The sequence below is a fragment of the Paenibacillus sp. FSL M8-0228 genome, from assembly GCF_038007385.1.
Lineage (GTDB): Bacteria > Bacillota > Bacilli > Paenibacillales > Paenibacillaceae > Paenibacillus > Paenibacillus polymyxa_D.
Window position 1 is genome coordinate 923,370 of the sequence record NZ_JBBOXA010000001.1, and the last position, 15,626, is coordinate 938,995.

At 48.5% G+C, this 15,626-nt stretch carries 10 protein-coding genes, 3 rRNA genes and 1 riboswitch; of the genes, 11 read left to right on the plus strand and 2 right to left on the minus strand.

Features of this window, described 5'->3' with window-relative positions; all coding sequences use genetic code 11:
* The first annotated feature begins 88 nt into the window (after positions 1–88).
* The 6 genes from MKY98_RS04210 to MKY98_RS04235 all read left to right on the plus strand — a co-directional run bounded on the left by MKY98_RS04210 (position 89) and on the right by MKY98_RS04235 (position 8,953).
* Positions 89–1,644: ribosomal RNA gene (locus MKY98_RS04210) — 16S ribosomal RNA — on the plus strand.
* Between the two features lie 394 nt (positions 1,645–2,038).
* A 23S ribosomal RNA gene (locus MKY98_RS04215) occupies positions 2,039–4,965 on the plus strand.
* A gap of 152 nt (positions 4,966–5,117) precedes the next feature.
* Positions 5,118–5,234 (plus strand): 5S ribosomal RNA (rrf, locus tag MKY98_RS04220).
* Together the 16S, 23S and 5S rRNA genes form the textbook arrangement of a ribosomal RNA operon.
* Positions 5,235–5,448: 214 nt before the next feature.
* On the plus strand, positions 5,449–6,441 hold the full coding sequence (locus MKY98_RS04225) for a ketoacyl-ACP synthase III (RefSeq protein WP_069012421.1): 993 nt from the start codon (positions 5,449–5,451) through the stop codon (positions 6,439–6,441).
* Positions 6,442–6,570: 129 nt separating this feature from the next.
* The gene (locus MKY98_RS04230; RefSeq protein ID WP_069012420.1) at positions 6,571–8,706 is read left to right on the plus strand and encodes a DNA topoisomerase III; all 2,136 of its coding nucleotides are present in this window, start codon (positions 6,571–6,573) and stop codon (positions 8,704–8,706) included.
* 109 nt (positions 8,707–8,815) lie between these two features.
* On the plus strand, positions 8,816–8,953 hold the full coding sequence (locus MKY98_RS04235) for a hypothetical protein (protein WP_016819760.1): 138 nt from the start codon (positions 8,816–8,818) through the stop codon (positions 8,951–8,953).
* A 182-nt stretch (positions 8,954–9,135) separates the two neighbouring features.
* Here the strand turns inward: MKY98_RS04235 and MKY98_RS04240 are convergent, their stop codons facing one another.
* On the minus strand, positions 9,136–10,302 hold the full coding sequence (locus tag MKY98_RS04240; protein WP_069012419.1) for a type II asparaginase: 1,167 nt from the start codon (positions 10,300–10,302) through the stop codon (positions 9,136–9,138).
* Between the two features lie 348 nt (positions 10,303–10,650).
* Positions 10,651–10,779 (minus strand): DUF4023 family protein, encoded by a 129-nt coding sequence (locus MKY98_RS04245; protein WP_081112528.1) that lies wholly within the window; start codon positions 10,777–10,779, stop codon positions 10,651–10,653.
* Positions 10,780–10,973: 194 nt separating this feature from the next.
* Between MKY98_RS04245 and MKY98_RS04250 the strand changes: the two genes are divergently transcribed.
* From MKY98_RS04250 to purB, 5 genes are all read left to right on the plus strand, one after another.
* The gene (locus MKY98_RS04250) at positions 10,974–11,237 is read left to right on the plus strand and encodes a DUF1294 domain-containing protein (RefSeq protein WP_025719814.1); all 264 of its coding nucleotides are present in this window, start codon (positions 10,974–10,976) and stop codon (positions 11,235–11,237) included.
* A 145-nt stretch (positions 11,238–11,382) separates the two neighbouring features.
* Positions 11,383–11,817 (plus strand): universal stress protein, encoded by a 435-nt coding sequence (locus MKY98_RS04255; RefSeq protein ID WP_061832065.1) that lies wholly within the window; start codon positions 11,383–11,385, stop codon positions 11,815–11,817.
* Between the two features lie 350 nt (positions 11,818–12,167).
* Positions 12,168–12,269, plus strand: a riboswitch (purine riboswitch).
* Positions 12,270–12,416: 147 nt separating this feature from the next.
* A complete protein-coding gene (purE, locus tag MKY98_RS04260; RefSeq protein WP_013308792.1) occupies positions 12,417–12,902 on the plus strand; it encodes a 5-(carboxyamino)imidazole ribonucleotide mutase in 486 nt (161 codons plus the stop codon).
* A complete protein-coding gene (gene purK, locus MKY98_RS04265; RefSeq protein ID WP_069012418.1) occupies positions 12,899–14,074 on the plus strand; it encodes a 5-(carboxyamino)imidazole ribonucleotide synthase in 1,176 nt (391 codons plus the stop codon). The genes purE and purK overlap by 4 nt, the downstream gene beginning before the upstream one ends.
* Before the next feature lie 2 nt (positions 14,075–14,076).
* Complete coding sequence (gene purB / locus MKY98_RS04270; protein ID WP_013308794.1) at positions 14,077–15,375, plus strand: adenylosuccinate lyase; 1,299 nt, start codon at positions 14,077–14,079, stop codon at positions 15,373–15,375.
* Positions 15,376–15,626: the final 251 nt, after the last annotated feature.

Genomic DNA, 15,626 nt, shown 5'->3' on the forward strand with positions numbered 1-15,626 from the left:
TGTTCGCAAAATCAAACAAGAGATATTTTATCTCGTCAGTTTCAAAATGAGCTTATCGCTCTTTCTATAAACCAACTTTGGTTGGTCTTTAATGGAGAGTTTGATCCTGGCTCAGGACGAACGCTGGCGGCGTGCCTAATACATGCAAGTCGAGCGGGGTTATGTAGAAGCTTGCTTCTACATAACCTAGCGGCGGACGGGTGAGTAACACGTAGGCAACCTGCCCACAAGACAGGGATAACTACCGGAAACGGTAGCTAATACCCGATACATCCTTTTCCTGCATGGGAGAGGGAGGAAAGACGGAGCAATCTGTCACTTGTGGATGGGCCTGCGGCGCATTAGCTAGTTGGTGGGGTAAAGGCCTACCAAGGCGACGATGCGTAGCCGACCTGAGAGGGTGATCGGCCACACTGGGACTGAGACACGGCCCAGACTCCTACGGGAGGCAGCAGTAGGGAATCTTCCGCAATGGGCGAAAGCCTGACGGAGCAACGCCGCGTGAGTGATGAAGGTTTTCGGATCGTAAAGCTCTGTTGCCAGGGAAGAACGTCTTGTAGAGTAACTGCTACAAGAGTGACGGTACCTGAGAAGAAAGCCCCGGCTAACTACGTGCCAGCAGCCGCGGTAATACGTAGGGGGCAAGCGTTGTCCGGAATTATTGGGCGTAAAGCGCGCGCAGGCGGCTCTTTAAGTCTGGTGTTTAATCCCGAGGCTCAACTTCGGGTCGCACTGGAAACTGGGGAGCTTGAGTGCAGAAGAGGAGAGTGGAATTCCACGTGTAGCGGTGAAATGCGTAGAGATGTGGAGGAACACCAGTGGCGAAGGCGACTCTCTGGGCTGTAACTGACGCTGAGGCGCGAAAGCGTGGGGAGCAAACAGGATTAGATACCCTGGTAGTCCACGCCGTAAACGATGAATGCTAGGTGTTAGGGGTTTCGATACCCTTGGTGCCGAAGTTAACACATTAAGCATTCCGCCTGGGGAGTACGGTCGCAAGACTGAAACTCAAAGGAATTGACGGGGACCCGCACAAGCAGTGGAGTATGTGGTTTAATTCGAAGCAACGCGAAGAACCTTACCAGGTCTTGACATCCCTCTGACCGGTCTAGAGATAGACCTTTCCTTCGGGACAGAGGAGACAGGTGGTGCATGGTTGTCGTCAGCTCGTGTCGTGAGATGTTGGGTTAAGTCCCGCAACGAGCGCAACCCTTATGCTTAGTTGCCAGCAGGTCAAGCTGGGCACTCTAAGCAGACTGCCGGTGACAAACCGGAGGAAGGTGGGGATGACGTCAAATCATCATGCCCCTTATGACCTGGGCTACACACGTACTACAATGGCCGGTACAACGGGAAGCGAAATCGCGAGGTGGAGCCAATCCTAGAAAAGCCGGTCTCAGTTCGGATTGTAGGCTGCAACTCGCCTACATGAAGTCGGAATTGCTAGTAATCGCGGATCAGCATGCCGCGGTGAATACGTTCCCGGGTCTTGTACACACCGCCCGTCACACCACGAGAGTTTACAACACCCGAAGTCGGTGGGGTAACCCGCAAGGGAGCCAGCCGCCGAAGGTGGGGTAGATGATTGGGGTGAAGTCGTAACAAGGTAGCCGTATCGGAAGGTGCGGCTGGATCACCTCCTTTCTATGGAGAATCGTTTCCTGCGATGGAAACATTCAAATTAGCAGGTACATGTACCTGCGACCGGATATTCAATTCGGTTCATCACATTCGTGTGAATGAAATGAATATCCTGAACTTACTCACTCGTTGCTCAGTTTTGAGAGTTCAAACTCTCAAGCTTCGACGAATACTTCATTCACACATCCGTGTGGAACCGAAATATTCATCGGGTTTCGCTTCGATGAAGCGAATTGCACCTTGAAAACTGGATACCGAAACGAAATTGCGTTTTAGAATATTCCTTTAAGCTGATCTTGTGTAAACAAGTGAAATAAAGGTAGCTGCCTTGAATTTCATTCACACGTAAGTGTTGAACCGAAATTCAAAGCAAATCGTATTTACGATGTAAATACTAGGTTAAGCTACAAAGAGCACACGGAGGATGCCTAGGCGCCAGGAGCCGACGAAGGACGTGGCGAACAACGATAAAGCCTCGGGGAGCTGTAAGCAAGCTTTGATCCGGGGATGTCCGAATGGGGAAACCCGGCTGTCTTCATCGACAGTCACTTTCTGCTGAATACATAGGCAGAATAGAGGCAGACCAGGGGAACTGAAACATCTAAGTACCCTGAGGAAGAGAAAACAATAGTGATTCCGTCAGTAGCGGCGAGCGAACGCGGATTAGCCCAAACCAAGGAGCTTGCTCCTTGGGGTTGTGGGACGTCTCACATGGAGTTACAAAGGAACCGGTTAGATGAAGAGGTCTGGAAAGGCCCGCCAGAGAAGGTAAAAGCCCTGTAATTCAAAACTTGTTCCCTCCGAGACGGATCCCGAGTAGTGCGGGGCACGTGAAACCCCGTATGAATCCGGCAGGACCATCTGCCAAGGCTAAATACTCCCTGGCGACCGATAGTGAAGCAGTACCGTGAGGGAAAGGTGAAAAGCACCCCGGAAGGGGAGTGAAATAGATCCTGAAACCGTGTGCTTACAAGAAGTCAGAGCCCGATCTATGGGTGATGGCGTGCCTTTTGTAGAATGAACCGGCGAGTTACGTTCCCGTGCAAGGTTAAGGTGAAGAGCTGAAGCCGCAGCGAAAGCGAGTCTGAATAGGGCGAATGAGTACGTGGACGTAGACCCGAAACCGGGTGATCTACCCCTGTCCAGGGTGAAGGTGCGGTAACACGCACTGGAGGCCCGAACCCACGCATGTTGAAAAATGCGGGGATGAGGTGGGGGTAGCGGAGAAATTCCAATCGAACCCGGAGATAGCTGGTTCTCCCCGAAATAGCTTTAGGGCTAGCCTCGGAAAGAAGAATCGTGGAGGTAGAGCACTGATTGGGTGCGGGGCCCGCAAGGGTTACCAAGCTCAGTCAAACTCCGAATGCCATAGATTTAGTTCCGGGAGTCAGACAGTGAGTGCTAAGATCCATTGTCGAAAGGGAAACAGCCCAGACCATCAGCTAAGGTCCCCAAGTGTGTGTTAAGTGGGAAAGGATGTGGAGTTGCACAGACAACCAGGATGTTGGCTTAGAAGCAGCCACCATTGAAAGAGTGCGTAATAGCTCACTGGTCGAGTGACTCTGCGCCGAAAATGTAACGGGGCTAAACACACCACCGAAGCTATGGCTTGATGCTTGCATCAGGGGTAGGGGAGCGTTGAATGCGGGTTGAAGGTGTACCGTAAGGAGCGCTGGACTGCATTCAAGTGAGAATGCCGGTATGAGTAACGAAAAGATCTGTGAGAATCAGATCCGCCGAAAGCCTAAGGGTTCCTGAGGAAGGTTCGTCCGCTCAGGGTAAGTCGGGACCTAAGGCGAGGCCGATAGGCGTAGTCGAAGGACAACAGGTCGAAATTCCTGTACCACCGTAATCCGTTATGAGCGATGGGGTGACGCAGTAGGGTAGTGACGCGGACGGATGGATGTCCGTCTAAGCAGTGAGGCTGGTGTGTAGGCAAATCCGCACATCGTAAGGCTGGGCTGTGATGGGGAGCGAAAATTATAGTAGCGAAGGTCATGATCTCAGACTGCCAAGAAAAGCCTCTAGCCAGGAGAAGGTGCCCGTACCGCAAACCGACACAGGTAGGCGAGAAGAGAATTCTAAGGCGCGCGGAAGAACTCTCGTTAAGGAACTCGGCAAAATGACCCCGTAACTTCGGGAGAAGGGGTGCCTCGGTAGGGTGAATAGCCCGAGGGGGCCGCAGTGAAAAGGCCCAAGCGACTGTTTAGCAAAAACACAGGTCTGTGCGAAGCCGCAAGGCGAAGTATACGGGCTGACGCCTGCCCGGTGCTGGAAGGTTAAGGGGAGTGGTAAGCCCTTCGGGGCGAAGCTATGAACCGAAGCCCCAGTAAACGGCGGCCGTAACTATAACGGTCCTAAGGTAGCGAAATTCCTTGTCAGGTAAATTCTGACCCGCACGAATGGCGTAACGACTTGGGCGCTGTCTCAACGAGAGATCCGGTGAAATTTTAATACCTGTGAAGATGCAGGTTACCCGCGACAAGACGGAAAGACCCCATGGAGCTTTACTGCAGCTTGATATTGAATTTGGGTACGATCTGTACAGGATAGGTGGGAGCCGTCGAACTTTGAGCGCCAGCTTGAAGGGAGGCATCCTTGGGATACCACCCTGATCGTATCTAGGTTCTAACTTGGTACCGTGAACCGGTGCGAGGACAGTGTCAGGTGGGCAGTTTGACTGGGGCGGTCGCCTCCTAAAGAGTAACGGAGGCGCCCCAAGGTTCCCTCAGAATGGTTGGAAATCATTCGAAGAGTGCAAAGGCAGAAGGGAGCTTGACTGCGAGACCTACAAGTCGAGCAGGGACGAAAGTCGGGCTTAGTGATCCGGTGGTACCGCATGGAAGGGCCATCGCTCAACGGATAAAAGCTACCCTGGGGATAACAGGCTTATCTCCCCCAAGAGTCCACATCGACGGGGAGGTTTGGCACCTCGATGTCGGCTCATCGCATCCTGGGGCTGAAGTAGGTCCCAAGGGTTGGGCTGTTCGCCCATTAAAGCGGTACGCGAGCTGGGTTCAGAACGTCGTGAGACAGTTCGGTCCCTATCTGTCGTGGGCGTAGGAAATTTGAGAGGAGCTGTCCTTAGTACGAGAGGACCGGGATGGACGTACCGCTGGTGTACCAGTTGTTCCGCCAGGAGCACCGCTGGGTAGCTATGTACGGAAGGGATAAGCGCTGAAAGCATCTAAGCGTGAAGCCCCCCTCAAGATGAGATTTCCCAATTAGTAAGACCCCTTGAAGACGACGAGGTAGATAGGTTGGGGGTGGAAGTGCAGTAATGCATGGAGCTGACCAATACTAATCGGTCGAGGGCTTATCCTAAAGATAAAACGCAAATGAGTTTCGGATCCAGTTTTCAGGGTGTAACCTTGAAGGTATGTACAAGTGACATACGACAAGCGCATGGCTATTCATTCACACGATAAGTGGTGAACCGAATAACCGTACGGAAGAATTTGCGTAGCAAATTCATGTTTGGTGGCGATAGCGGAGGGGTTCCACACGTACCCATCCCGAACACGACCGTTAAGCCCTCCAGCGCCGATGGTACTTGGACCGCAGGGTCCTGGGAGAGTAGGACGTCGCCAAGCAACAAGTAAAAGAGACCAAGATCTTCTGAAGATCTTGGTCTCTTTTTTGCGTTATAAGGCACTGGGATTTTATTTAAAGTGAGTTTGTTATAAGTTCAACTGGATAAGTGGATATTAACTAATAAATAAGAAGACGGTTTTAAAATAATTTAGTACCAGGTATTAGTATCTGGTGTTATAATATGAATAAGGATTACAAAGGAGAGTGATCAGATTGTTGAATTCAAAAGCTAAGCTTACCGCCTTTGGCACTTATGTACCTGAACGGATTTTGACGAACGCTGACTTGGAGAAGCTTGTGGATACGAGTAACGAGTGGATTGTACAGAGAACGGGTATGCATGAAAGACGCATTGCGGCTGAAGATCAATATGTATCTGATTTATGTATACAAGCTATTACTCGTATGATTAACCTGTATGACGTAAATATAAACGATGTTGAGATGATTATTGTAGCGACGAGTACACCTGATTACTACTTTCCAAGCACGGCTTCACGTATTCAGGCTCATTTTGATATTCCAAACACAGGGTCAATAGATGTTAGTGCAGCATGTGCAGGTTTTTCCTATGGACTTCATTTGGCAAATGGCCTTATTACGAGTGGTCTGCATCGTAAGGTGCTGGTAGTGGGAGCCGAAACGTTGTCCAAAATTACAGATTATACGGATCGGACGACGTGTATACTTTTTGGAGATGGTGCAGGGGTTGCACTTGTAGAATATGACGAGGATGAAGGATCATTTTTAACTTCAGATATAGGTACCTATGGGCAAGGGGGAGCACATCTTTACCGTGTGGGATTATCTGATCATTTGGATGGAGAGAAGCTGCAAGACCATGGATTTATTGCTCAAAATGGACGTGAGGTTTATAAATGGGCTGTTCGCTCTGTTCCAACGGGAATAGAACGATTATTGGATAAGGCAAATATGAAGAAGGAGGATCTTGACTGGTTTGTACCTCATAGCGCTAATTTGAGAATGATCGAGTCCATATGTGAAAGAAGTACAGTACCTTTGGAAAAAACGCTGACAAGCGTAGAATTGTATGGTAACACATCGGCGGCATCCATCCCGTTGGCTTTGCAGTGTGGTTTGGATGATGGACGTTTACGGTATGGACAACATGTGTTGTTATATGGATTTGGGGGAGGCCTCACCTATGCGGGTCTGCTATTAAAATGGAGTGTGCCTGATTTGTAAGTTATCCTAACCCATGTAGAAGCAATAGCACTAGTATGTACGATCATGTTAATAAGAGCCGTTGGCATTAGAATTTATCGTAAGTTGGCAGGATGGTATAATTAACACTATGAGAGAAAGGAGCGTAACATGAAGGTACTGGTATTGGCAGAAAAACCGTCCGTGGCCAGAGAGATTGCACGTGTGATGGGTAGCCGCGAGAAGCATAAAAGTTATATAGAAGGACCCCAGTACGTGGTGACGTGGGCACTGGGACATTTGGTCGGCTTAGCAGAGCCGGAGGATTACGATTCTAAGTATGCGACCTGGAATTTGGAGGACCTGCCTATTCTTCCGAAGAGTTCAAAGTTAAAGGTGCTGCGCGAAAGTAATCACCAGTTCAAAGCTGTGCAGCAGCTCATGAAGCGGCAGGACATTGGAGAGCTTATCGTGGCAACAGATGCTGCTCGTGAAGGTGAATTGTTGGCACGCTGGATCATCCAAATGGCAAACTGGAAAAAGCCCTTCCGGCGCTTATGGATCTCCTCGCAGACGGACAAGGCGATTAAGGCAGGTTTCGCAAAGCTATTGCCTGGTCAGCAGTTTGATCGTTTATATGAATCGGCTCGCTGTAGAGCTGAAGCAGACTGGATGATTGGTCTCAATGTAACTCGCGCGTTGACTTGTCGTTATAACGCCCAACTTTCGGCTGGAAGAGTGCAGACACCAACGCTGGGGATGATTATGGAGCGTGAGAAGGAAATTACCGAATTCCGTTCTCAGGAATATGATACTCTGACGGCGGATTTTGGCGATTTTCAGGCAACTTGGCGGGCAGAAAGCGGGGATTCACGCATGTTTGACCGCACTCAAGCAGAGGCTTTGCGCCGAAGACTTGAGGGGGCCAAAGGCACAGTTGCGAGTGTTAAAAAGAGCGAAAAGAACGAGCCTCACCCGCTGGCGTATGATTTAACGGAGCTGCAAAGAGATGCTAACCAGCGCTATGGCTTTTCAGCTAAACAGACGTCTAATCTGCTTCAGCGTCTGTATGAGCAGCATAAGCTGGTGACTTATCCACGTACAGACAGCCGTTATCTGACATCCGATATGGTGGATACACTTAAGGAAAGGCTCAGTAGTGTAGCAGTAGGTCCGTATGCTTCCTTGGCACGTCCGCTATTGCGTAACAACTTACCAATCACAAAGCGAATTGTGGATGACAGTAAAGTCACGGATCATCATGCGATTATTCCTACTGAGCAGACATTATTGCTTAATCAGTTGAGCCCAGAGGAACGTAAGCTGTATGATCTGATTGCACGACGTTTTATCAGTCTATTCTATCCACCTGCACGTTATGATGCTGTAGCCGTATCAGTAACGGTGGAGCAGGAGACGTTTCAGGTAAAAGGCACAACGGTAAAAGATAGCGGATGGCGTGCTGTATATGACGCGAACCATTATGATATGGATGATGAAGAAGCAGAGGATCGGGAAAACAATGGACGAGGCGTTATTTTACCTGAGCTGCAAAAAGGAGATTCCGTCCGGTTACAGCGTTGTCTTGTACGAGCTAGGCGAACGATGCCGCCGAAGCGGTATACAGAAGCAGCCCTCCTCGCTCAAATGGAAAAGCATGGACTGGGTACTCCTGCTACCCGTGCGGATTTGATTGAGAAGCTTGTCAGCTCGGATACGATTGAGCGTCAGGGGAACGTGATGCATCCAACCGGGAAAGGTAAACAATTGATTGATCTGGCGGCTCCACAGCTTCGAACGCCCGAATTGACGGCACGTTGGGAAGCGGAGCTAGAACGGATTGCTCGTGGTCAAGGACAACCGGAACCGTTTTTGAATTCTATTCGTGCTATGGCGAAAGAGCTGGTTTCCACTGTGAAAAATAGCAGTGCGGAGTACAAGCCTCATAATGTGACGAATAGTCATTGTCCAGATTGTGGTACAAAGCTATTGGAGAAGAAGGGCAAGAAAGGCAAGTTCCTTGTATGTCCAAGTGCGGATTGCGGTTACCGTCGTTCAGGGGAAAAACGTTTGTCCAATCGACGTTGCCCGCAGTGTCATAAGAAAATGGAAATGAAAGAGGGCAAAGCAGGATTGTATGTAAGATGCCTGCCCTGTGGCATTACCGAGACGTTGGATAAGGACAAGCAACGGGTAAACAAACGGGAACAGCAAAAGCTAGTAAGACAATTTGAAAAGCAGGAATCTTTTGGCTCCAGTTTGGGTGATTTGCTTAAAGCAGCGATGGAACAAAAGCAGGGCAAATAGCAGGGCAAATAACGGATGACCAAAAGTGCTACAGTCACATAATCAGCAGGTATACGTCGGTATAAAAACGATCACTCCTTGGCATGGTAAGCCGAGGAGGTGAGTATTTATGCCCAAACATAAGCCGCTTAAAATCAATAATCAGCAAAATAAATCAAGCATACTGGAGGAGGAAATTGCTGCTCATCCAGAGAAGCAAGCGAAATATCCTCCAAGCTTGAATGGGATTCCCAAACAGCAGTCTTGATGTTGCGTGGGAGGGACAACGAATTACTGTATAGAACCAAGACGATTGGATATCAGATGAAGTAGTTACTGATGCTAGACCAGTCTCGCAAAAAAAAAGAAGCAGCAGTTACGGTGGTCAACCGTAATCGCTGCTTCTTTTTCATAATAGAATGTTGATTTATTTGATTTGGATGACTACTTTTAGTATTCATTGAAAAAGGATTGAATTTGGTTAACATCGTGTGTTTGGGTCAAAGCAAGCATGAGCAAAATCCGTGCTTTTTGCGGATTAAGCGAATCGGTCGATACAAAGTTCGATGCCGCGTCTTTTGTTGACGGGGACACCACTCCACTTCCCACGCGGCTGGAGCGGGCAATGATCACTCCTTTTTTACCTGCGGCCTCTGCGCCTTCTGAGGAGGTCTTGGACAAGGAGCCATTACCGGAACCAGCTACGACAATTCCCTTGGCACCAGCTGCTACGGCTGCATCATACAGATAGCGACCATTGTTTTGATATTCGTATAAAATATCTACTTGTGGCAGTTCAGTCAGGTTAGAGATGTCGAATACAGAAGAAGTCGTATGCTTGTGTGTGGATTTGTTGTAGTAGTACACTTGATCGCCCACAACAGCTCCAAGGTATCCTTGCTCCACAGACTTGAACGTATCGACTGCTGTTGTGTTCGTTTTGGTGATGTATCTTGCTGCACCGATACGGTCGTTCAACAGGACGAGTACACCCTGACCTTTAGAGGCCGAAGCCCCGGCGACTTTCACTGCATTATAAAGGTTGAAGGGACCATCAGCACTGATGGCAGTAGCTGGACGCATAGAGCCAACGACAACTACTGGCTTATCGCTTTTGATAACAAGATTGAGGAAATAAGCTGTTTCTTCTAATGTATCTGTACCATGTGTAATGACAATGCCATCTACATCGTCTCTGGCAAGCAGTTCATTGGTGCGTTTGGCAAGTTTTAGGAGGATCTCATTATTAACGTCGGGACTACCTACATTAACAACTTGCTCACCACTGACATTTGCAATACTTTTCATCTCAGGAACGGCATTGATCAGAGTTTCCACACCCAACGCGCCTGCTTTGTAGCCGGTTGTATCCGTATTGACGGAAGATGATCCTGCGATGGTCCCTCCTGTGGCAAGTATTTTAATATTGGGTAAATGATTGGTTTGAGGATTTTCGGATTTGTCCGACGTTGTAGTGGTAGAAGCAGGTGCAGTTGTGCTGGTTGTAGCTGCTGCCGCAGCCGCAGCGTTGGCGGTAAATCCACCACTCCATAAAGTACTACCGAGAATAAAGCTAGCCAACAGGGGAATCATCGTCATTTTTTTCATGTTAGTCATATAAAGCTCCTCTCCAATCTTAAACCTCAAATATAAATGATAGATTAACTGACAAATATTTTGTCGAATTACGTTAATATCACGAATTATAGGGTGTAAAATTGCTTTTAGTCAACACTTATGTTAGGAAATATGACTTTAGAACTTATTTATTATAAATGTAATCGATTTCAAAAAAGTTTGCAAAACAAAACAACAAGCAGATATCTCATAAGGAGTCTGCTTGCTGTTATTGTGGAAGCTAAACAACAGATTTTACCCTGTAATCAATTCGCATAAAAGGCTGCAGGGTTAAGTTGATACTTTAGGTTAATAACGCGGCTATACAGCTTAATGCAGATTCGTTGATCAAGGATTGTTGGAATGCTGTTTTGTCGGCAAGCTGGCGCTGGGAGTTCCTTTTCCTCGTTTACGGTTGCGTTCTGCCTTTTTTGCATTTTCTCGCAGCTTTTCAACGTATTCATGGGTGCTTTCCATCGCAGTTCCTCCTTTAAGACGAAATAGATGCACTCGGGGATCGCCCTTATGCAACCTTACTATTTCCGCAAAAGCGCTATCCAAGTCAGAAGAGGCGTTGTTTCTGTAAAAGGGGTGGGGTTATAATGAGGGGGAGAGCGCTATATAAGGCCTAATACCTGAACTTGGTACGGTGTGCAAAAGGAGGAGAGACATTGCAGACAGGCTTGTTGGTATGGCTGCTGTTTATCAATGCAGTAGGCTATCTGGTAATGTCGGAGGATAAAAAGAGAGCACGTAAACATCGCGATCGTGTACCTGAACGGACGTTGTTTTTCCTGGCCCTGATCGGGGGAGCATTAGGCGTTCTAATTGCCATGTACCGTAAACGCCATAAAACACGGCATATGAGCTTCAGACTAGGTATTCCTGCGTTGCTATTCATGAACGCATTGCTGTATGGGTATTTTTTACGGTAAAGGGGAGGAGTTTAGGTTCTCATAGGGAAGTTTAATGATGAGTGAGAAGACTATTCCAGCCATCCGGTGACATGGAATGAACAACCACAGGAATACATATTTCAGGCTTTGAATCAATAAACTGAATGAGGAAGAGGTGCATATTATGATATTTTCAAAAGTATTGCTTGCTTATGATGGTTCGGATGCATCCAACAAGGCTTTGTTAAAGGCGGCTGAATTGGTCAAGGCATCACCGTCCTCGAAGCTTGAGGTGGTAACGGCATTCGATTTTCCTCGGATCTTTATGGGCGAAGGTTTGGCTCCAATTCCGGCTTCAATAAATAAAGAATATTACGATTTGGCCGAACAAACTACGGATGAAGTTAAAAAACGACTTGCTGAGCAGGGTGTAGATGCCAAGGTGGAACTGATTCAAGGTTCTCCAGCCGAAGTCATTTTGGATTATGCCAATGAGAATGGCTTCGATGCGATTGTGATCGGCAGCCGAGGTTTAGGTGGTATCCGTGAATTTGTATTGGGAAGCGTAAGTCACAATGTGGTGCAGCATGCGCGTATTCCTGTGCTGGTCGTAAAATAACTGAATAAAAAAGTAAAAGTCGGTTTACTGCCTGTATAGGGAGTGCCGACTTTTATTTTTTTCAGTGGGATGCGTTGCGGTCGCTGTTATCAGGGGAGGGGAGCGATAGCTAAATATAATACAATAGTCCTGACCTGTGGGTATATAAGGGTACTGATTTCACTAAACACGAACATTCTATTGTATGATTATTCTAATGTTCGTTTTCAAGTTGACATAAGGTGTAGGGAATTGTTAAACTAGGAAGTGTATTATCGATAAAAAATGAACTTAAGGTGCAATTTAATAAGGTACACATGTTTGAGCCGAAACAAACCACGATCATACTTGTAAAGAATATCGATTGGGATGGAATAGGCACAATGCTAACTCGTATAATGCCGGGGATATGGCCCGGAAGTTTCTACCTGGAAACCTTAAATTTCCGGACTACGGGAGACATACGGCTGAAGCCGCATTGGATGCGGTGGAAGAGGCTTGCTTTTGCATGCCTTTAAGAGGCTCTGTCGTTTGTTTTTTCGTAGTCCGGTGTCTTGAAAATAACTTTATTTTCGAGTGCCGGATTTTTGGCGCTTATTGATAAACAGGGAGTGAAGGACATGTCAGTGCAGGTCGCTGTCATTATGGGCAGCACATCAGACTGGGACACCATGCAGCATGCATGTGCTGTGCTGGACGAGCTTGAAATCGGATATGAGAAAAAAGTAGTTTCAGCCCATCGTACACCGGATTTAATGTTTCGTTTTGCAGAAGAGGCCGCTGGGCGTGGACTAAAGGTCATTATTGCTGGAGCGGGTGGGGCTGCGCATCTGCCAGGAATGGTGGCTGCGAAGACAGCATTGCCGGTCATTGGTGTGCCTGTTCAGTCGAAGGCTCTGAACGGTCTGGACTCCCTGCTCTCCATTGTGCAGATGCCGGGTGGTATTCCGGTTGCCACTGTGGCAATTGGTAAGGCAGGCGCTACAAATGCAGGGCTGCTGGCAGCACAAATATTAGGCGCTTTTGACGAAAAGATAAGCCAGCGGGTTTTGGCGAGACGCGACCGTATTCGTGATGAGGTGCTGGAAGGCAGTGACTCGCTATGAATGGGGCAAGTGAACCCGCAGGCCGTATCCGACCTCCTGGTACAACGATTGGACTTTTAGGAGGCGGGCAATTAGGAAGAATGCTTGTACTGGCCGGAACCAATCTAGGATATCGCTTTGTGACACTGGACCCTGTACCGTATAGCCCCTGTGGGCAGGTATCTGAACAAATCCGCGCTGCCTATGATGATGAGCATGCGGCCAGAGAGCTGGCTGAGCGGTGCGATGTGATCACGTATGAGTTTGAAAATGTGGACGCAGGTGTGGCTGCACTTTTGGAAAAGGAATCCAGTGTGCCGCAAGGCAGCAGTCTTTTGTACACAACACAGCATCGTCTGAGAGAAAAGCGTTCTATTGAAGCTGCTGGTGTCCCTGTCGCTCCGTATCGTGAAATCAGTAGTCTTGCGGATATGGTTCAAGCGGTAGCTGAACTGGGTGTACCGTGTGTGCTCAAGACAGCAGTCGGTGGTTATGATGGAAAGGGACAAGTGGTCATTCGCCAACCAGAGCAAGCCAGGGCTGCCTACGAACAACTGACAGGAGGCGGTGCGGAACTGGTATTGGAACAGTTCATTCGTTTTCGCTGCGAAATCTCGGTGATTGTAGCTCGCAGCACGAACGGTGAAGCCAAAGCCTTTCCACCTGCCGAAAACATTCACGTGAACAATATTTTGCACACGTCAATTGTGCCTGCACGTGTGCCAGAGCCTGTCCAGGAGGAAGCACGCAAGTTGGCGCTGGCTGTGGCAGAGTCGCTGGGTGCGGTGGGACTGCTCGCTGTGGAGATGTTTGTCACCGAAGACGGACAATTGTACGTTAATGAGTTAGCACCACGACCGCATAACTCCGGTCATTACACGATGGAGGGGTGCGCGACGTCGCAATTCGAGCAGCACATACGTGCGATTTGCGGTTTACCCTTGGGCAGCACGAAGCTGCTGACTTCCGTCGTGATGGTCAATGTGCTAGGTGAGCATTTGGAGGATGTGGTTCGGCGGTTTGCGCAATCGGATGTTGAAGCTGAAAGATTGGATGTTGTACCCAAGCTGCATTTGTATGGAAAAAGTGAAGCCAAGCCAGGCCGAAAGATGGGACATATTAATCTATTGTGCCAGGATGCGGAACAAGCGCTGGAATGGATTGAACAAACCAATATTTGGGGGAATAAATAGTCATGATCGAACGCTATAGCAGACCGGAAATGAGAGCGATTTGGACGGAAGAAAATAAATTTAAAGCGTGGCTGGAAGTAGAGCTGTGTGCCTGTGAAGCTTGGGCGGAATTAGGGGTTATCCCAAAAGAGGATACTGTGGCTCTGCGTAAGAATGCAAGTTTTGATATTGAACGGATCTATGAAATTGAGCAGGAGACAAGACATGATGTCATTGCTTTTACCCGCACGGTGTCCGAAAGTCTTGGAGACGAGCGCAAATGGGTACATTATGGCTTGACCTCCACAGACGTAGTTGATACGGCACTGGGCTACCTGTTAAAGCAGGCGAATGAAATCCTGGAGCGCGATATCTTGAATTTTATTGAAATTTTGAAGGAAAAGGCATTGGCTTACAAGCACACACCGATGATGGGACGTACACACGGAGTACATGCTGAGCCAACAACGTTTGGACTGAAGATGGGATTGTGGTACGAGGAAATGAAGCGCAATCTGGAACGCTTTCGTTTTGCGGCTGACCAAGTACAATACGGTAAAATGTCCGGTGCAGTTGGGACATATGCCAACATTGACCCGGCCGTAGAAGAATTTGTATGCCGCAAGCTGGGCACCAAGCCTGCACCAATTTCTACACAGACGCTTCAGCGCGACCGTCATGCCGAATACATGGCAACATTAGCGTTGATCGCCACATCGTTGGACAAATTTGCTACAGAAGTCCGTGCTCTGCAAAAGAGTGAGTTCCGTGAGGTGGAAGAAGCTTTTGCCAAAGGTCAAAAAGGTTCTTCTGCGATGCCGCATAAACGCAATCCGATCGGCAGTGAAAACATCTCTGGCCTGGCACGCGTGATTCGTGGGCATATGGTATCGGCGTATGAGAACGTAACCCTGTGGCATGAACGCGACATCTCGCATTCTTCTGTGGAACGTATTATCCTGCCAGATGCAACAATGCTGTTGAACTACATGCTGAACCGTTTTGGCAATATCGTAAAAAATCTGACGGTCTTCCCTGAAAATATGAAGCGCAATATGGCACGTACGTATGGTGTACCATTCTCCGGCCGTATTATGACGAAGTTGATCGACAAAGGCTTTAGTCGTGAAAAAGCCTACGATACCGTGCAGCCGCGTGCTATGCAGGCGTGGGAAGAGCAACGCCAATTCCGCGAAATCGTCGAGGCAACTCCGGAAATTACTGCCGTGCTCAGCGCAGACGAAATCGAGGATGCGTTCAACCCAGCCTGGCATCTGAAGAACGTGGATACGATCTTCAAAAAGCTGGGATTAGGGGAGTAGGAGGGAAGGTTGCTGCGTGGTGAGGCCGCTGCGCGAACGGATCATTCCTCCGATTGCTGTTGCCCCTGGATTCCTGTGATTGTATAAGACCAGATATTGGTTGGAATCCAGAGGCAAAGGCAAGCGCTGACGCTTCTCCAGAACGATTCCGTCCGCTCCGCTGCACCCAGCACCAACCTTCGTGTGGGAGCAGAACTAGGGAAGGTGCGGCACATAAGATGCCGCACCTTCCCAAAGGCGATGGAAAAGCG